The 16,230-nt window shown below is 55.5% G+C and carries 19 protein-coding genes and 1 tRNA gene; 7 read left to right on the top strand and 13 right to left on the bottom strand.

The window, feature by feature from the left end; all coding sequences use genetic code 11:
- Positions 1 to 147: 147 nt before the first annotated feature.
- Both ACKVOS_RS10895 and ACKVOS_RS10890 read left to right on the top strand, forming a co-directional pair.
- Complete coding sequence (locus tag ACKVOS_RS10895) at positions 148 to 447, top strand: DUF1294 domain-containing protein (protein ID WP_409212031.1); 300 nt, start codon at positions 148 to 150, stop codon at positions 445 to 447.
- A 42-nt stretch (positions 448 to 489) separates the two neighbouring features.
- Positions 490 to 1,380, top strand: coding sequence for a hypothetical protein (locus tag ACKVOS_RS10890; RefSeq protein WP_409212030.1), 891 nt, complete (start codon positions 490 to 492; stop codon positions 1,378 to 1,380).
- Between the two features lie 3 nt (positions 1,381 to 1,383).
- On the opposite strand, the gene ACKVOS_RS10885 is transcribed toward ACKVOS_RS10890, so the two are convergent.
- Together ACKVOS_RS10885 and ACKVOS_RS10880 are read right to left on the bottom strand one after the other, a co-directional pair.
- Positions 1,384 to 1,878, bottom strand: coding sequence for a thermonuclease family protein (locus tag ACKVOS_RS10885; RefSeq protein WP_409212029.1), 495 nt, complete (start codon positions 1,876 to 1,878; stop codon positions 1,384 to 1,386).
- Between the two features lie 246 nt (positions 1,879 to 2,124).
- Positions 2,125 to 2,775 (bottom strand): SOS response-associated peptidase family protein, encoded by a 651-nt coding sequence (locus ACKVOS_RS10880; RefSeq protein WP_409212028.1) that lies wholly within the window; start codon positions 2,773 to 2,775, stop codon positions 2,125 to 2,127.
- A 63-nt stretch (positions 2,776 to 2,838) separates the two neighbouring features.
- On the opposite strand from ACKVOS_RS10880, the gene ACKVOS_RS10875 reads away from it, so the two are divergent.
- Both ACKVOS_RS10875 and ACKVOS_RS10870 read left to right on the top strand, forming a co-directional pair.
- Positions 2,839 to 3,147 carry a DUF952 domain-containing protein gene (locus ACKVOS_RS10875; protein ID WP_409212027.1) on the top strand — a complete coding sequence of 103 codons (309 nt, stop codon included), beginning with the start codon at positions 2,839 to 2,841 and terminating at the stop codon, positions 3,145 to 3,147.
- 23 nt (positions 3,148 to 3,170) lie between these two features.
- A complete protein-coding gene (locus ACKVOS_RS10870; RefSeq protein WP_409212026.1) occupies positions 3,171 to 3,329 on the top strand; it encodes a hypothetical protein in 159 nt (52 codons plus the stop codon).
- Between the two features lie 7 nt (positions 3,330 to 3,336).
- On the opposite strand, the gene ACKVOS_RS10865 is transcribed toward ACKVOS_RS10870, so the two are convergent.
- From ACKVOS_RS10865 to lptF, 4 genes are read right to left on the bottom strand one after another with little or no spacing between them, the layout of a single operon-like run.
- On the bottom strand, positions 3,337 to 4,494 hold the full coding sequence (locus tag ACKVOS_RS10865) for an N-acetyltransferase (RefSeq protein WP_409212025.1): 1,158 nt from the start codon (positions 4,492 to 4,494) through the stop codon (positions 3,337 to 3,339).
- 41 nt (positions 4,495 to 4,535) lie between these two features.
- Positions 4,536 to 6,077: a lipopolysaccharide biosynthesis protein gene (locus ACKVOS_RS10860; protein WP_409212024.1), complete on the bottom strand. Its 1,542-nt coding sequence runs from the start codon at positions 6,075 to 6,077 to the stop codon at positions 4,536 to 4,538.
- Positions 6,078 to 6,087: 10 nt separating this feature from the next.
- The gene (lptG, locus tag ACKVOS_RS10855) at positions 6,088 to 7,140 is read right to left on the bottom strand and encodes an LPS export ABC transporter permease LptG (protein ID WP_409212023.1); all 1,053 of its coding nucleotides are present in this window, start codon (positions 7,138 to 7,140) and stop codon (positions 6,088 to 6,090) included.
- A gap of 39 nt (positions 7,141 to 7,179) precedes the next feature.
- Positions 7,180 to 8,412: an LPS export ABC transporter permease LptF gene (lptF, locus tag ACKVOS_RS10850; RefSeq protein ID WP_409212022.1), complete on the bottom strand. Its 1,233-nt coding sequence runs from the start codon at positions 8,410 to 8,412 to the stop codon at positions 7,180 to 7,182.
- Positions 8,413 to 8,537: 125 nt separating this feature from the next.
- On the opposite strand from lptF, the gene ACKVOS_RS10845 reads away from it, so the two are divergent.
- From ACKVOS_RS10845 to ACKVOS_RS10835, 3 genes are read left to right on the top strand one after another with little or no spacing between them, the layout of a single operon-like run.
- Positions 8,538 to 9,014: a DUF2141 domain-containing protein gene (locus ACKVOS_RS10845; protein WP_409212021.1), complete on the top strand. Its 477-nt coding sequence runs from the start codon at positions 8,538 to 8,540 to the stop codon at positions 9,012 to 9,014.
- 10 nt (positions 9,015 to 9,024) lie between these two features.
- Positions 9,025 to 9,993, top strand: coding sequence for a diacylglycerol/lipid kinase family protein (locus tag ACKVOS_RS10840; protein ID WP_409212020.1), 969 nt, complete (start codon positions 9,025 to 9,027; stop codon positions 9,991 to 9,993).
- A 45-nt stretch (positions 9,994 to 10,038) separates the two neighbouring features.
- Entirely contained in the window at positions 10,039 to 10,962 is a 924-nt protein-coding gene (locus ACKVOS_RS10835) for a hypothetical protein (RefSeq protein ID WP_409212019.1), read from the top strand.
- 20 nt (positions 10,963 to 10,982) lie between these two features.
- On the opposite strand, the gene spt is transcribed toward ACKVOS_RS10835, so the two are convergent.
- The 7 genes from spt to ACKVOS_RS10800 form a co-directional block, all read right to left on the bottom strand.
- A complete protein-coding gene (spt, locus tag ACKVOS_RS10830) occupies positions 10,983 to 12,182 on the bottom strand; it encodes a serine palmitoyltransferase (RefSeq protein ID WP_409212018.1) in 1,200 nt (399 codons plus the stop codon).
- A gap of 4 nt (positions 12,183 to 12,186) precedes the next feature.
- Positions 12,187 to 12,429, bottom strand: coding sequence for an acyl carrier protein (locus tag ACKVOS_RS10825; protein ID WP_409212017.1), 243 nt, complete (start codon positions 12,427 to 12,429; stop codon positions 12,187 to 12,189).
- A gap of 58 nt (positions 12,430 to 12,487) precedes the next feature.
- Positions 12,488 to 13,399, bottom strand: coding sequence for an NAD-dependent epimerase/dehydratase family protein (locus tag ACKVOS_RS10820; protein ID WP_409212016.1), 912 nt, complete (start codon positions 13,397 to 13,399; stop codon positions 12,488 to 12,490).
- Positions 13,396 to 14,529: a glutamate 5-kinase gene (gene proB / locus ACKVOS_RS10815; RefSeq protein WP_409212015.1), complete on the bottom strand. Its 1,134-nt coding sequence runs from the start codon at positions 14,527 to 14,529 to the stop codon at positions 13,396 to 13,398. Before proB ends, ACKVOS_RS10820 begins: the two co-directional genes overlap by 4 nt.
- Complete coding sequence (gene obgE / locus ACKVOS_RS10810) at positions 14,514 to 15,566, bottom strand: GTPase ObgE (protein WP_409212014.1); 1,053 nt, start codon at positions 15,564 to 15,566, stop codon at positions 14,514 to 14,516. Before obgE ends, proB begins: the two co-directional genes overlap by 16 nt.
- Positions 15,567 to 15,664: 98 nt before the next feature.
- Positions 15,665 to 15,740: transfer RNA gene (locus ACKVOS_RS10805), tRNA-Ala, on the bottom strand.
- Positions 15,741 to 15,821: 81 nt separating this feature from the next.
- The gene (locus ACKVOS_RS10800; protein ID WP_160354679.1) at positions 15,822 to 16,139 is read right to left on the bottom strand and encodes a TIGR02300 family protein; all 318 of its coding nucleotides are present in this window, start codon (positions 16,137 to 16,139) and stop codon (positions 15,822 to 15,824) included.
- Positions 16,140 to 16,230 lie beyond the last annotated feature (91 nt).

Raw genomic sequence — 16,230 nt, 5'->3', positions numbered from 1 at the left:
GTCGCAGCGGAGAGGGGTTGGGCGGTGAGGTTTGAGCTGAGGGGTTTGCACGCGAACTCTCCCCTCTCCAACTTCGCCTAATTGCTCTCGCAATAAGGCTTCGTATCCTCTCCCCTAAAGGGGAGAGGGGAGTTAAGGAATAATCGAATGGACATCACTACCCTCCTCACCGTCCCCAACGCACTCGCCGCTTTCGCGCTGGTCAACATCTGGACATTCATGCTGTTCGGCCTCGACAAGATCCGCGCCGAAGAAGGCACATGGCGCGTGTCTGAGGGGACGTTGCTTGCCTGGGCGCTTCTGGGCGGCACCATCGGCGCTTACACCGGCCGCGCGGTGTTCCGGCACAAGACCCGCAAGCAACCCTTCTCCAGCAATCTCCGCCAGATGGCGATCTTTCAGGTGTTCGCCGCCGCGCTCGCTGGTGGTTGGATGCTTGCAGGATAAAACCAGATTAGGTAGCTTCGGCAAAACAGCGGAGAAAGTCCTATGCGGAAAATCATAATGTCCGGGTTGCTGGTGAGCATTCCGGCGGCGGCGGTTGCGGACGAGAATTGCTGGAGCGGGCCTTTCGGACCCTATGGCGCGCCTGTGCAAAGCTGGGCTTTGGTAATGAACAAGCCCACCACCGCGGCGCAGGAATATCTGACCACCGCGACGCTGGCGCGCAAGGGATTGATCATCGCGCAAGAGGAATATGCGATCACGCCTGCAAAGCGCTATCTGACGGACGATATCAACCTGCTCGATGAAAAGGGCAAGTCGCTGTCAAAGGCGGTACCGCTCGCCGCCGGATCACCCATCACGATCTGGCGCGGGCTGGGCGGGGTTGACCGGCATTGTTCCATTGGCTGGCAAAATGGATTGTTCGGCGGGGCGACCGGCGAAGGGCATTATCGCTGGATCTGCCTTGAAGATCGTGACGATGACGGCAAATATGACAATGCCTGGCGGCCGAAAAGCGGGAATATGGGTCTGAGCTATTCTCGGCTCGACATGCCGCTTAGCCCGCAAATCGGATGGACGGACAATGCACCACCGCCGGTTGCCGGTGCCAAGGCCGGCGGGCCACTCGACAGCTATCCCGCGTCACGCAAGATAGAGGTTTCGGGCATGTCCGGCAAATCCGTACAAATGTGGTACTGGGGCGCGGGCATCGGCCGACGCAAGGAAAACCGCATCGAACTGCCGATCGACAAGGCGGGCAGCGCAAATTTGGGCGGGGTCACCATCACGCTGACCCCTGCTGGCAAAGGCAAGGCCACTTTGGTCTCGAGTGGCACGTTGACACCGCAGGAAGTGACGCCGGTCTGCGAAGGCGCGAGCTATAAAATCGGCGAGTTCAATTCGCAGGTATCCTTTCCCTTTCCCAATTGGTGAGCCTCAGCACCAGGGGCGGCGGCCGCCCTGATACCAGCGGGCGAGGCCTTCATCGACCAGAACGCGGCCCAGACTCTGGCCCCCGCGCGTCAGCACGCGCAGCTTGCGGCCATAGCGGTCCTCGTCACGGTCGATGCCCTGCAGGGTGAATGGGGCCGCATTGGCGAGCTGTAACAACCTCTGCGTCGCGGCCTTGCCAAGACTGGCCTCTTGCGCGCAGCGGGGCGGGTTGGTTTCGGGTGTGTCGATATCTGCGATACGGATCTTGACGCCCTGATAATATAAAGTGTCGCCATCGACGATGCAGTTGATGCGTGGGCCCTCACCACAGAGGGTGAAAGATGCGCGTTCACGGTCCGTGACTATCGCCGCCTGTGCCTCAGGTGCGGACAAGGTCCACACGCCCCAGAACATGGCGGCACTCAGCATAGGGGCGAGCATGAGTATCGGCTGTAGATCGCGTAAGCCGGTTAATGGTCGTTTCGCGGAATTCCTCATGCGCCGACATTGCGCATGAGGAAGTCAAGATTTGGCTAATGCCGCTCTAAAATGAATTGCCTCTTTTTTGACCCAGATCAAGGAACCGGACGGCGGGCGGTTCTATCTCTCATTCAACAACACAAGGAGCCTGTCATGGACGTATTTCAAATTCCCTTCGTCGCCCTGTTCACCGGCATGGTGTCTGCATTCGCTATTGCCATGTTGTACGCAACAATTACCGAGACCATGCAGAAATAGGACTCGTTAATCCGCGGTCATCAACTGACTCGGAAACGGGGCGACCAACGGCGCGGCTTCGTCCCATTCCGCCGTCAGCCACTTATGGTAATCCGCCTCGTGCAAGATAACCGGCATCGCTTTGGGATGCAGCGGTGCGACCAGCGGGTTAGGCGCGCAGGTCAGGAAGGCGAACATCTTTTTCCCCTCGGGCGACGACACCCCTCCCGTCGTCGCCCCACCCACCAGGCGCCATATCCCGGCAAAGGCGGCAACCGGGCGGTCGGTGACCGTAAACCAGTGCTCCGCCCGCCCCTGCCCCATTTTCGGCTCGGCAAAGCGGGTGAAGGGCACAAGGCAGCGCTGTTCCGGCTTTGTCAGCATCGACCGCCAGAAGGGGCTGGCAAGATTGCGGACATTTGTGACGTGCTTCGTCACCGTCGTCCCCGGCCGCTTGCCCGGCAGCGGCAGCGGCACGCCCCACGTCATCACATCAACCACCGCCCCACCGGCCGCAATATCCTGCCGCACCACGGCTGCTTCGCGCCGGGGCCAAATCTCGTCCTCCAGCTCGGCTGCGCGCGGTGGGATCGTGTCGGTCAGGCTCCACGAAATATATTCGCGCCATGTCTGCAAAAGCGCCTGCGCGTCGGGGTTATTTGCGTAGTGATTGCACATGGGATTTAGTTTAGGGGGTCATCCCGACAACGCAACCACCCCCGTTACCCAGCAGGACCCCCGATGCCCGAAACCGCCTTCAAAATTTTCACGGCCGACCAATGGTCCCAGTTTCAGGCCGATGGCGTTTTTCATGGCGCGCCAGTCGATCTGGCCGATGGCTATATCCATTTGTCCGCCGCCGACCAGTTGCAAGCCACGCTCGACAAACATTTTGCCGGACAGACAGGACTGGTGATTGCCGAAATTGACCTTCTGGCGCTGGGCGATCTGGTGAAGTGGGAGGTGTCGCGCGGGGGGGCCTTATTCCCGCATATCTATGGCACCCTGCCTGCAACCGCGATTATCGGCGCACCGGCATTTACCTCCTGAACTTTAGCGCCTAGGGCATCCACATGGCCGATCTCTACCTGAAAGCCCTCGAATCCGAACGTCGCAGCCTTTGGGCAACCGCGCGGTTAAAAGGCCTACCCAAGGATTCCCCTGAACGCGTCCGTATCGCGACGCTCGACGCCGACATCGCGGCGCATAAGGCGAAGCAAAAGCCGGGATAAATCCGTTCTAAAGTTGCTTTTCGTAAATGCGGTAAACCTTGTTCACGGTGCCACCGACGGCTTCGCCAACGGAACGCATGGCGCTGTTGCTGGCGAGCACCCAACCAAAATCCCCACGCACGGCCCCGAATTTCTCGACCGAATCGCGCCGGATATATTCCACCAGCATAAACGCCAACTGGCTGGCCATACGGCTGGATTGCAACCGCTTGGTAACCCCCATAAGCGGCACTCGCATTGTGGTGACTTTCGGCTTTCGCAGCCACCACAGCAACTTGGCCCAGTTAAAAGGCCACAAATTTCCGCCGAAACCCCGCAATTTTTCGTTCAGATCGGGGATCGTCATCATGAACGCCACAGGCTCACCATCCACCTCGGCTACCCGGATCAGATCTTCATATACGATGGGCTTCAGCTTTTTGCCGGCATATGCGATTTCGGCATCCGTGAGCGGAACAAACCCCCAGTTATTGCTCCATGCGTCATTCAACAAGCGCATCAGAAGAGCTGCTTCTTCATCGAAATTTCTTTTATCGACGCGTCGTATCCGGATTTTATCCGATCGTTCGCCCATAGCGACAATGCGGCTCGCAAGTTCGGGCAAGCCTTTGTCGATTGGCAAATCGTAAGTTATCAAATCCTGCACGGCTACATAGCCCGCCGTCAAAACCCAATCGGCATATGTGGCGCTGTTAAAACCCATCATGACCACCGGTGGCTCGTCAAATCCTTCGACCAACAGACCGGGTTCATCCCACATCGCAAGGCTGATTGGCCCTAGGGAACGCGTCATGCCCTTCGCCCGTAAAGCATTCTCCGCCCGCGCAATCAACGCCGCCGCAACATCAGCATCTTCGGCTTCAAACAAACCCCAATTGCCGCAGCCGGGCCCCATTCCCTGTTCCGGCGGCTGCTGTAATGCAAGATGGTCGATGTGCGCCGAAATACGGCCGACGATTTGGCCGTTCCTTTCGGCCAGAAATAATTCCGCTTCGCCATGTTCGAACCAAGGGTTTTTACCCGGAGTAATCAGGCCATAAACCTCATCCTTCAACGGCGGCACCCAATTGGGATCGCGGGCATATAAACGATAAGGTAAGTCAACAAAGGCTTTCTTGTCAGCTTTTGTTGTAACGGGTCGAATGATGATATCTGTCATGGCCATTGTCTGATTCCGAATGGACTTTCTGTCAATATGTCCTGACATTAGAGCCGGAGCTTCTGGCCAAGTTTCCCCAACGAAGATTTGTCAGATTCATCCAAACCGAAACGCAATCCGAACCACAAGGATGGCCAGAACAGGACGAATAGCGAAATTGCACGGACACGGGCGCCGAATGGAGTGAGCGCTTCGCCCACCGCCCACAAAAGCCCGATGATTGACAGGCCCGCCAAAAGCGCCCGGAAAAATCCTTTGCCAAACGGATTGAGCTGGTCGCTAATCCGCAATTCGACCACCGCCGCCCACGCGGTTACCACGACCGCGACCGAAACGGAAATCGCCATCCCCAACGCGCCGTGAAGTGGAACCAGCCACATGGCGAGCACAAGCCATAAAGCCAGACCAATTGTCGAATTCAACAAAGGAAGTGCCCGATGTCCGATCATCTCCACAATAGGAGTCGCCGGGCCGATTACTGCCTCGCCCGCGCGCGCCGCGAGCAAAACCGCCAACACCGGCAAAGCAGCAGCAGCGCCTGGAGCAAATCCGCTTAACATATCCGAAGCAATCAGGATCATAAAACCTGCCAAGGGCACCGCGAGTAAAACCGACATATGGGTCGAGAAGCGATACATTGGCAACAGAGCGCCACGATCAACCGAAGCCTGTGATGAAGCCAGCGGCGACAAAACATACAGAAATGACTGGCGCACGATAAGGGGAATCGAGGCGATTTTACGGGCGATGCCGTATAGCCCGGCCGCTGTTGCACCCGCCGCACCGGGCACCATCAGGTTCAGCAAGATCGGCGGCAAATCATTATACGCCCTGCGCGCGATTGCCGGGGGTAACATTGCGATACCAGCTTTAAGAACCAGGCCACGCACTACAGGCGTCAATGGGGCTGTGACTAGCAATCGAAGATTGTAATAACGTCCCAGCAACTGCGCTGACAAAATCGCGGTGACGGCAAGGGACAGCATATGGCCCAATAACAGGCCTAACAGATCATAGCCGGCAACAAAAAAACCTGCTGCAAATAGCAGGCGGGCCACCTGTTCCCAAAATATACGCAAACGGATTTCGGGACCAAAGGCGCGTTTGGCGCGTGCTGCCGCGGTCGCAATTTCGACGAATATCCACAACGGCAAACTCCACGCAAATAGCGCAATGGAACGTGGAATCTGGCCAGCGTCTTCAGGTGAGGTCGCTACAAATCCAGCCAGCCAGTTTGCAGACAAGGTGATGGCTAATGCCGCAATCATGCCGAGTCCGGTGCCGGTCGCCAGGGCGAATTTTACAGCCCCATGTTGGCGACCTTCGTCTTCGTCGGCTGGCACAATGCGTTGCAAAGCCTGTCCCATCGCCAGATCGAGGATGTTCGCCAGAATGTTTATGGCGGCCCACAAAACAACATAGACGCCATAACCGGTCAGCCCGAACATCCATGTGTAAGCGGGTTGGGCGATCACTTCGATCAGCGCGCCTAACCGTGATATAGCGGCCAGTCCCGCGCCCTTGGCAACTTCATTATTGCTGACGGCAGGCGCAGGCGGAACCAGCGCATCTTCGATGGGCCCACTCATTTCGCGATGCTCATTCTTCGGTTCGGACCAGCACGGTTTCCCCAATCAGGAAGAAAAGCAAAAAGGGACCCCACGCCGCAATTATCGGCGGATATGCACCCAGATTCCCCATAGCGAGCGCAAAATTGTCCGCAACGAAATAGGCGAAGCCCAATGCCATGCCGATCACGGCGCGCAAGAAAAGCGCACCCGAACGCGCCAAGCCAAATGCCGCGACCGCAGCCAACAATGGCATGAGTAATGTGGAAAGCGGACCGGAAAGCTTATGCCACAATATGCCTTCCAGATTATCAGTCCTTCGCCCGGAAGCTTTCAAATCGTCAATTGCGTTCATCAACGGAAAGAAACCCAAGCTATCGCCATCCACCTTCACATAGTTGAACCGGTCGGGCTTGATGTCGCTGCCAACGGTCAGAGTATCGAATTTCTGTTCTTCTGTTGTGGCAACGTCGAAGGATGTTACGTCGACCAATTTCCATGCTGCCCCCGTGTATCGGGCTTCCCGCGCCCTTATCACCTGACGCAAGCTGCCATTGGTCCGCAAATATAGGCTGACATCGCCCAGCTGTGTTTGCGCCCCTGAGCCGGTAACTGTCGCCGCATTTATCAAATCCGGACCTTCACGAACCCAGACATTGGCCTTTATTCCGGTGTCTTTGGGAACCGGCCCATAATCTTCGGCCTGCCAAATCTTTAACCGGGCGGTGTTGGGCGCGACGACAATATCATTAAATGCAAAGGAAATTCCGGCCATTGCCAGACTTGCCACAAACATCGGTGCCAAAATCTGATGCGCAGAAAGACCTGCCGCTTTCATCGCGATTACTTCGCTATGCTGGCTAAGGGTTGCAAAGGCAATCAATGTACCCAGCAAAACTGAAAACGGCAAAAATCTCGCAATAATCTGTGGCGCACGCATCATGACATAGCGCATCACATCGCCCTGATCGTTGCCGGGAACCGAGAGAATCTTCCCGCTTTCGCCCAGAAGATCCAGCGTCATCAAGATCAGAACAAGCATTGCAAGTACAGCAAAAGTACGCACGACAAAAAGCTTTGCCATATAAATCGTAATGTTGCGGGACGGAAAAAAATGCATGAATTACGTCTCCGCTTCGGCCATGCCGATGGTTGCCAATCGCGATTTTCTTCGGAAATTGAACGTCTTGCGCAAGAAAATACCGACACGGCTTGCGAATATTTCGAGCGCTCCTATCGGTTGCCCGCCAGGCACATCGGCGATGATATGGTACATCCAAAGTATCAGCGCCGCGAAAAACAGGAACGGAACCCAAAGCGCAATAAACGGATCGACGACTCCCATTCCGCCGACACCTTCGGCATATTCATTGATCTTATGATAGGTCACCACCATGATGATCGACAGGAATACGCCCAACGCCGAAGTGGATCGCTTTGGCGGCACCGCAAGTGCTACCGCCAGAAACGGCAACAAGAGCATCATCGCGACCTCGACAAGGCGGAAATGGAAATTGGCCCAGGCTTTATTGCGTTCCATCACGGGTTTGCCCGGATCACTGCCAATCCGCATGAGTTCGGTAAAAATATATTCCCGATCCTTACCACCACGCGCCCTGAAACTTTCAATTTTGGGCAATGGTATCGGCACATCGTGACTGCTAAAACTCAACACCCGCGGGGTTTGGTAATTGGGTGCGTCGTGAACCAGCGTACCTTTTTCCAACCGCAGCAAAATAGTATCAGGATCATCGGTCCTCAAAAACTGGCCTTTTTCGGCCGATACGGCAATCGACTGCCCATTTTTGCTTTTGGCGTAGACAAACATCCCCGATAGCCGATTGCCATTGTCGCGGCTTTCTTCGATCCGCATCGTCAAATTTTCGCCAACATTGTTAAATTCGCCGACCCGCACTTTCGCGCCGAAAGCGCCGGATCGCAATTCAAACCGCAATTCTTCGTATAAATAACGCGAACTGGGTTGAACAAAGCCGACAATCGCGAAATTCACTATTGCCAGCGTGATGGCGAACATGAACGGAACGCGCAAAAGCCGGAAATAGCTCATCCCTACGGCCCGAAAAATATCCAGTTCTGAAGAGGTCGCTAGCTTTCTGAAAGCCAGCAATACGCCCAATAACAGGCCAATCGGGATGCCCAGCGAAAGATATTCGGGGATAAGATTCGCAAGCATCCGCCACACGACACTGACAGGACCGCCTTCTGCCGCGACGAAGTCGAACAGGCTCAACATTTTTTCAAGCAGCAGCAGCGATGCGGCAATGGCCAGCGTCGCCAGCAAGGGTAACATCACCAATCGAAAGATGTAGCGGTCCGTGGCGGTTATAAATTTCAACTTATGGTCGCCCTATTACCCTAATTTGGCCGCAAACTCACTCGATAGACGGTATCAGGTTCAGGGGCAATATCGATGGCGCTGGAAAACACACAGCCCAAAAATACTGTTCCAGGAGTGTGAAGATGATGAAGTTTGTTATGATATGTGCGTTTTCCGTGCTCGCTTTGGGGGCCGGGACGGCCGTGGCTGGTCAGGAAGTCGGGAATGATATGTCCCGCTGCGCGGCGGATAAAGGTCCATCCGTGCTCGTCGTGGTGCGTGGTGTCAAAGAATCTGCTGGAAAAATACGCGTTCAATCCTATCCCGCAACCGGCAACGCCTGGTTGGCCAAGGGCCGGTGGCTGCATCGCATTGAAAGCCGCGCCAACAGCGGCAATATGAATTTCTGCGTTCCCGTCCCGTCCGAAGGCCGATATGGTATAGCGGTGCGCCATGATCGCAATGGCAACGGAAAAACCGACATAAGCCAGGATGGCGGCGGATTTTCCAATAACCCGAGTATCAGCATCCTGAATCTCGGAAAACCATCTGTCAGCAAGGTCGCGTTTCAGGCCGGGCCAGGTGTGACCAAAATCACCATCAACCTGAAATATTTGTAACGGACCCGGTTTGGCACTTGTAGCGCTTCTTTCAAATCCAAATTCCACCGGAAACAGATCACTGTTGCCGACGGTACGCTGCTATTGTGCCCGCAATCCAGACATATTCCATTATGAAGTTGAAGAAATCGGCCAGATCGCCAAGGCGTTGGAAATGATTGCGCGGGTCAAGCCAAAGGTTTTGGTGGTCAATGGTGGCGACGGGACGGTACAATCCGCGCTCACCGAGCTCTATCATGGCGGCCATTTCGAAGGAACGCCGCCACCGGTGGCCGTGTTGCCCAATGGCAAAACCAATTTGATCGCGCTCGACCTCGGTGCGGAAGGCGATCCGCTGGTGGCCCTAAGCCGCATTGTCGAGGTCGCCAAAGGTGATTTGACCGAACACATTGTGGTCCGCGAGCTCATCGCCTTGAGCGATGGTAGCGAGGGAGCTCGGCCGGTGTTGGGTATGTTCCTGGGCGGCGCGGGACTTGCCGAAACTATTCTATATTGCCGGAACAAGATTTATCCGCTCGGCCTGCCTAATGGCCTGAGCCATTTTCTTGCGGCAATGGCAGTGCTGTTTTCGACGATTTTCAGGTTTAAAGCTGATTTTCTGCCGGCTCGTGCGAAGCCGATCAGTGTATCGTTTATCCGTCAGGGCGAATTGCAGGGTATATTTTCGGTTCTGATCGTAACGACACTGGATAAATTGCTGCTTGGCGCGCAAGCTGGCGGCGCACGCAAAGGACTGATGAAATTTCTGGCGGTCGACCAGAGACCCTGGTCCATGTTGAAAATGATCGTCGCGTCGCTCGGCGGTAAATTGGGGCAGCGCAAAATGACGGGAGTGCATTTTCAGGAAGGCGACACGATCCGCATCGACAGCGACGACAGCAGCGTTGTTCTGGATGGTGAGGTATTCGAAGCCAGTCGCGGCAATCCCATTGTGCTTCGTTCAACGCCACCGGTGCCATTCCTGAAACTGGCAGCCTGATCTTCGCACTTAACAAAGCTGTATGAAAATCGCTAGGGCAGTGCCGTGCACTCTTTGACCCAACTTGTCGCCGATGAATTGGCCACCCCCGCACACCCCCAGGTGCAGGCCTTTGCAGCGCATATCGCGCACCAATATCCGAACGCAGCGCGCGCGGTCTTGTTCTACGGTTCATGCCTGAGATCGGAACAACTGGAAGGTCAGATGCTCGATTTCTACCTGATAGTGTCCAGTTATGAAGCCGCTTATACCCGAAAATGGCTGGCAACATGGAACCATCGGTTACCGCCAAATGTATTCCCGTTCCAACATGACGGATTGGTCGCAAAAGTGGCGGTGTTGAGCGAAGCCGATTTCCACGACCTCAACCGGCCGGCGGCTTCGGCCGTATCTGTTTGGGCCCGTTTCGCCCAACCCTCTCGGTTGGTCTGGTCGGCAGATAACGCGGCCTGCATATCGGTAGCAAACGCAATTTCGGGCGCAGCGCCGACGCTTTTAAACGCAGCTCTCGCATTTACCGAGCGCGAGGTCGATGTACTTGACCTATGGCAAACCGGTTTCCGGATGACCTATGATGCGGAGTTGAGGGCCGAGCGCAACGACCGGCCCGCCTCAGTTGTCGATTTCGACCCTGACCGTTATGCGCGTTTCGGTCACGCCGCGTTGCTACATACGCCGATTGCCAACGAAATTCGCGGGGACAAGGTGCACATTCTTGCCGATCCACAATGCCGGATAATGCAGGAACGCGACCGCTGGCCCGCGCTTCGCCGCAATGGAAAGTTCCTGACTGTGGCACGGCTGGCAAAAGCTGCGTTCACCTACGCAGGCGGGATCGATTATTTGGCATGGAAGATCAACCGCCATGCGGGAACGCAAATCGAAATCAAACCGTGGCAGCGAAAATGGCCCTTAGTGGCGGCACTGTTTTTGGTTCCGAAACTGCTATTGAAGGGTTCTGTCCGCTAGAGGCTGCATCAGCGCAATAATCAGATAATCCCGACCGCTTTCCCTGCCCGTTCAAACCGGTCAAGAATGTCCGCAACCTGATCGCTCGTATGCTCGGCACATAGCGAACAGCGCAGCAATGTCATTCCAGCAGGGGTTGCAGGTGGGCGGGCGAGATTCACATAAAGGCCGTTTTCGAGCAAAGCCTGCCACATGGCTGCGCCTTTTTCGAGGTCGGGCATGATGACCGCGATAATCGCGCTTTGCGCTTCTTCTGTGCCAAGTTTGAAACCAAGATCGCGCAAACCCTTATGTAATGTCCGTGAATTTTCCCACAAATGCGCGCGCTTGTTGCCATTGTGCATCAGCTTGCGGATTGACGCCGCGCTCGATGCCATCACGCTTGGCGGTAACGCAGCGGTAAAAACATAAGGACGGCAGACAAGGCGCATGATTTCGAACTTTGGATGGTTCGAAACGCAAAAGCCGCCGACAGTTCCAACCGATTTGGAGAAAGTACCGATAACAAAATCGACATCGTCGATCACGCCCTGCTCTTCGGCCACGCCGCGCCCGTTTTCACCGATAAAGCCCATTGAATGGGCCTCATCGACCAGGATCATCGCGCCAGCCTCCTTGGAAACGCGTATCATTTCCTTCAGCGGAGCAACATCACCGAGCATTGAATAGACGCCTTCGAGAACCACCAGCTTGCCGGCTTCAGCAGGGAGGCGCTTCAGCCTTTTTTCCAGCGCCTCAACATCATTATGGCGAAAAGCGACGATTTCGGCGTCGCCCATCTTGCAGCCGTCATAGATCGATGCGTGGCTGTCGATGTCGAGAATGATGTAATCGCCTTTGCCAGCGATGGTGCTTATGATTCCGAGGTTTGCCTGATAGCCCGTCGAAAAGACCATCGCATGGTCCATCGCGTAAAATTCCCTGAGCGCTTGTTCGACATCGCGATGATGAAAAAACGTTCCGTTAAGCACGCGGCTGCCGGTGGTTCCGGCACCGAACTCCTCGAGTGCTTTCTTACCCGCTGCAATGACATCATCGTCGAAGGTCATGCCCATATAATTATAGGTGCCCAGCAAGATAGTTTCCTTGCCATTGCAGACAGCAACGGTGGGTGATTTCACCTCTTCCATCACAAGGCTGAACGGGTCTTTCACACCTGTCGCCAGCAAGCCTTCACGTTGGGCGATCAGTGCGTCGAATTTTGAAAACAGGTCGGTCATGGGATCAATCCGCCAGCTTCTTTACCGCGTCGACAAGATGGCCGACATTTTCAATTTCTGCCTGCAAGTTCATGCTTATGACGATATCGAAATCATCCTCAACCTCGGCAACAAAGTCCATCACCGTGAGGCTATCCCATTCAAGATCACCCGCAAAGGTCGTCACTTCGGAAATTTCAACACCCTTTTTATTGAATGGTGCGATCAGGCCCTTCAGCCGATCAAACATTTCGCTACGCTCGGTCATATCAAATCCTTTTGTTTTGCCGCGCTATGGCAACCGATTAAGGCGGCAAGAGGGCAATTTATAGCCACCCTTGCGCCTTGTACCAGTCGGTGGTTTCTTTCAGCCCCTGTAAAGTCTCGATCATTGGTACCCACAACTCGGACGGAGGCTTTGCACCAGCATCAATGGTCCAATCGGGATGTGAGAGATAACTCGCCCGGTCCCGTGTCAGCTTGGCTTTTCGTCCACGAAAAAAACTATCCCCCGATGCTGCCACTTTCAGCAGAAATCGCGGAGCATGAAAAACCCTTAGCCGCTTGCCGGTTGCAGCACCGATAGCGCGCGCAAAAGATTCATGGCTCCAACCGTTGACAACGCCATCATCGTCTTCAAAAATCCGGGACGAAACGCCGGGTTGAGAAGGCACCAACGCGACCAGCAGTCGGGCCAGATCATCAACATGTATCACCGATATTCGGCCGGGGGGGGGCAACAATGCCCAACCTTTGCTCGCGAGACGAAACATATCCAGCATTTCGGTATCGCCGGGTCCGTAAACGCCGGGAGGCCGAATGATAGTCCAGTCGAAAATGCTTTCTTGAACCAGATTTTCTGCCCGCATTTTGCTTGCACCGTACATCGACAGATGGGGCTGCTTTGCGGCAAGCGACGACACATGGACAAACCGCGCGATGCCAGCTTCTTTGGCAGCGCTAAGTATATTGGCAGTGCCGGTCACATTGCCGGCTTCGAAGCCTTCCGCATCAGGTGCATTGACGACACCGGCGACGTGCAACACGGCGTCAGCGCCTTCGCACAATTTTCTGAGGCTTTCAGGATTATCCAGTGCGCCATTGATCCATATCACACCCGGCCTGCTAGCCTGATCACGGCGGGTTAAAGCCCGGACTTGCCACCCTGCCGCAACCAACCGGTCAACTGTTATCCTTCCGACGAATCCGGTGGCACCGGTCAGAGCGACCGTCTTCAAAGCAAAACCATCTGGTCACGGTGGACGAGGACAGAGCGCGGAACCGTTCCGAGAATGTCGCCCAGTTCGCTGGATCTATGTCCGCAAATGCGGGCAGCGTCGACGGCATCATATTCCGAAAGCCCTCGTGCGAAAGCGAGTCCGTCATCGGCGCTGATGTCGATAACGTCGCCACGCTTGAACTCGCCGTCAACACCAATGGCTCCAGCCGGAAGCAAACTGCTTCCCGCCTTTAATGCTTTAATCGCACCCTTATCGACTCTAATCCGGCCCTTTACCGTCAATCGGCCGCTTAACCATGCCTTGCGCGCGGAACCGCCTGCCCGTGGGGAAAAATAGGTCGCCCGGCCACCTGTCGTAAGGGTTGCGAGTGGATGGGGATGCAAGCCGGAAGTAATGGTCAGGCCAATGCCCGCACGCGTCGCGATATCGGCTGCATCCAGCTTGGAAGCCATGCCGCCTGAACCCATTCCCGATGAAGACCCTTCCGCAACCATGATGCGAACGCGCCCATCAATTTTTTCAACATGCGGTAATAGCGTCGCACCCGGAAGATGAGGCGCGCGGTCATATAAACCGTCGACATCGGAAAGCAGAACGACGCCTGATGCACCCGCAGCTTGTGCAACGCGAGCGGCCAAGCGATCATTATCGCCAAAGCGGATTTCTTCCGTCGCCACGCTGTCGTTTTCGTTAATGACGGGGATTGCACCAACACCGATCAGGCGGTCAAGAGTTGCTGCAATATTCAGATAGCGGCGCCGCTCTTCCAAATCGTCCAATGTCACAAGCATCTGCGCGGCCGCCAAGCCTTGCGCGCTTAACAATTCGGCCCATATGCCGGATAGTATGATCTGCCCGACCGATGCCGCCGCCTGTGCGTCAGCCAGGCTTCCACGCCCACCTTTATCGAAAGCCAGCCTGCGGGCACCGAGCGCAATCGCTCCTGAAGTTACGACAATTATCCGTTGCCCCGCCTGATGCCGCAAACTGATATCTGCGACCAGAGTTTGGAGCCAGTCCCGCCGCACGCCACCATCGGGCTGCACCAGCAACGACGATCCTACCTTTACGACCAGCAAAGGGCAGATATTTGCAGGAAAGGCAGCAGGATTCAGATCGGCGACCATGTCCCATCCTCGGTTAGGCCGTCGGCTTTTGCGCCTTCAAGGCCACTTTTTGCGGGCAACGCCGCAAGCACGCGGTCAAGCACAAGATCAACGCCTTGCCCTGTGGCCCCCGAAATAGCGATAACATCCTGCGCGCCTGCTTCTTGCAATTGGGCTGAAATATCCGCCATCAATTCAGGATCAAGCAAATCGCCCTTGTTGAGCGCCACGATCTGGGGTTTTTCACTAAGTCCCGCACCATATTCGCTCAATTCCTCACACACGATATGCCAGGCTTCAATCGGATCGTCTTGCGTTGCATCGATCAGATGGATCAATATCTGGCACCGCTCGATATGCCCAAGAAAGCGGTCTCCAATACCGACGCCCTCCGCTGCACCAGCAATCAGGCCCGGAATGTCGGCAATGACAAATTCACGGCTTTTATGCTCCACCACCCCTAATTGGGGACGGGTCGTCGTGAATGGATATGCACCGACTTTCGCCTTGGTGTTCGAAACCTGATTGATGAATGTCGATTTGCCGGCATTGGGCATCCCGACCAATCCAGCGTCAGCCAGCAGCTTCAGCCTCAGCCAGACATACATCTCCTCGCCGGGCCAACCTGGACCATGTTGCCGTGGCGCGCGGTTGGTAGAGCTTTTATAAGAGGCATTGCCTCGCCCGCCGTCACCACCTTTAAGGAAAATGACACGTTGGCCGACCTCAGTCAAATCCAATAACAGGCTGCGTTCTTCGTCATCCGCCAGAACTTGTGTCCCCACGGGAACCTGAATGACCAGATCGTCGCCATAAGCTCCATGCCGGTCGCGTCCCATGCCCTGAATTCCACGCATGGCTTTGAAATGCTGTGCATAACGAAAGTCAATAAGCGTGTTCAGACCAGCAACAGCCTCAATTATGATGTCGCCGCCCTTACCGCCGTTGCCGCCGTCGGGACCACCATATTGGACATATTTCTCGCGCCGGAAACTGACGGCCCCCGGGCCACCAGCGCCCGACCGGATAAAAATTTTGGCTTGGTCAAGAAAATGCATGGGGTGGCCTTTAGGGCAAGGATAGGGTTTTGGCCAGTGCGCCGACCAAATCCGCCAACCACCAAGCTGGGTTCCCAGCCGTAGCTTTAGCGAAAAACTGGTGGAGCCTAGGGGAGTCGAACCCCTGACCTCTACACTGCCAGTGTAGCGCTCTACCAGCTGAGCTAAGGCCCCATCATGCCGCAACCAAGGCGGCTATTTGGTGAGGAGCGCCACTAGCTGGCGCTCCATCATATATCAAGCACGAAGTTCGACTTAAATATCGTCGGGTTCATCTTCTCCGCTGGCCACGCCGAGATCATCGTCACCGCCCAGGTCGACATCATTATCGGGCGACACGTCGCCATCAACCGCATCGACGTCAATGTCGAGATCGTCGTCCGCCAAATCAGCGTCGTCTTTCTTCTTTTCAACCTCTTCAAAAGGAAGCGGCTGTTTCGATTTCAAAACCGGTTCCGGCGTCCACTGGTTACCGCACTCAATGCATTCAACCGGTTCGTCCTTGGTAAGATCGTAGAAACGCGTACCACATTTCGGGCAAGTGCGCTTGGTTCCCCATTCAGCCTTAATCATGGCAGGCTCAAATCCTTTATAAAATTGCTTGAGAGGGGCGATCCACATATGTGAATCACCGTCAATTGGCGCGGCCTTTGCCACAGCATCG

The organism is Sphingorhabdus sp., from assembly GCF_046154385.1.
Lineage (GTDB): Bacteria > Pseudomonadota > Alphaproteobacteria > Sphingomonadales > Sphingomonadaceae > Sphingorhabdus_B.
This window is presented reverse-complemented; position numbering and strand designations above follow the sequence as displayed.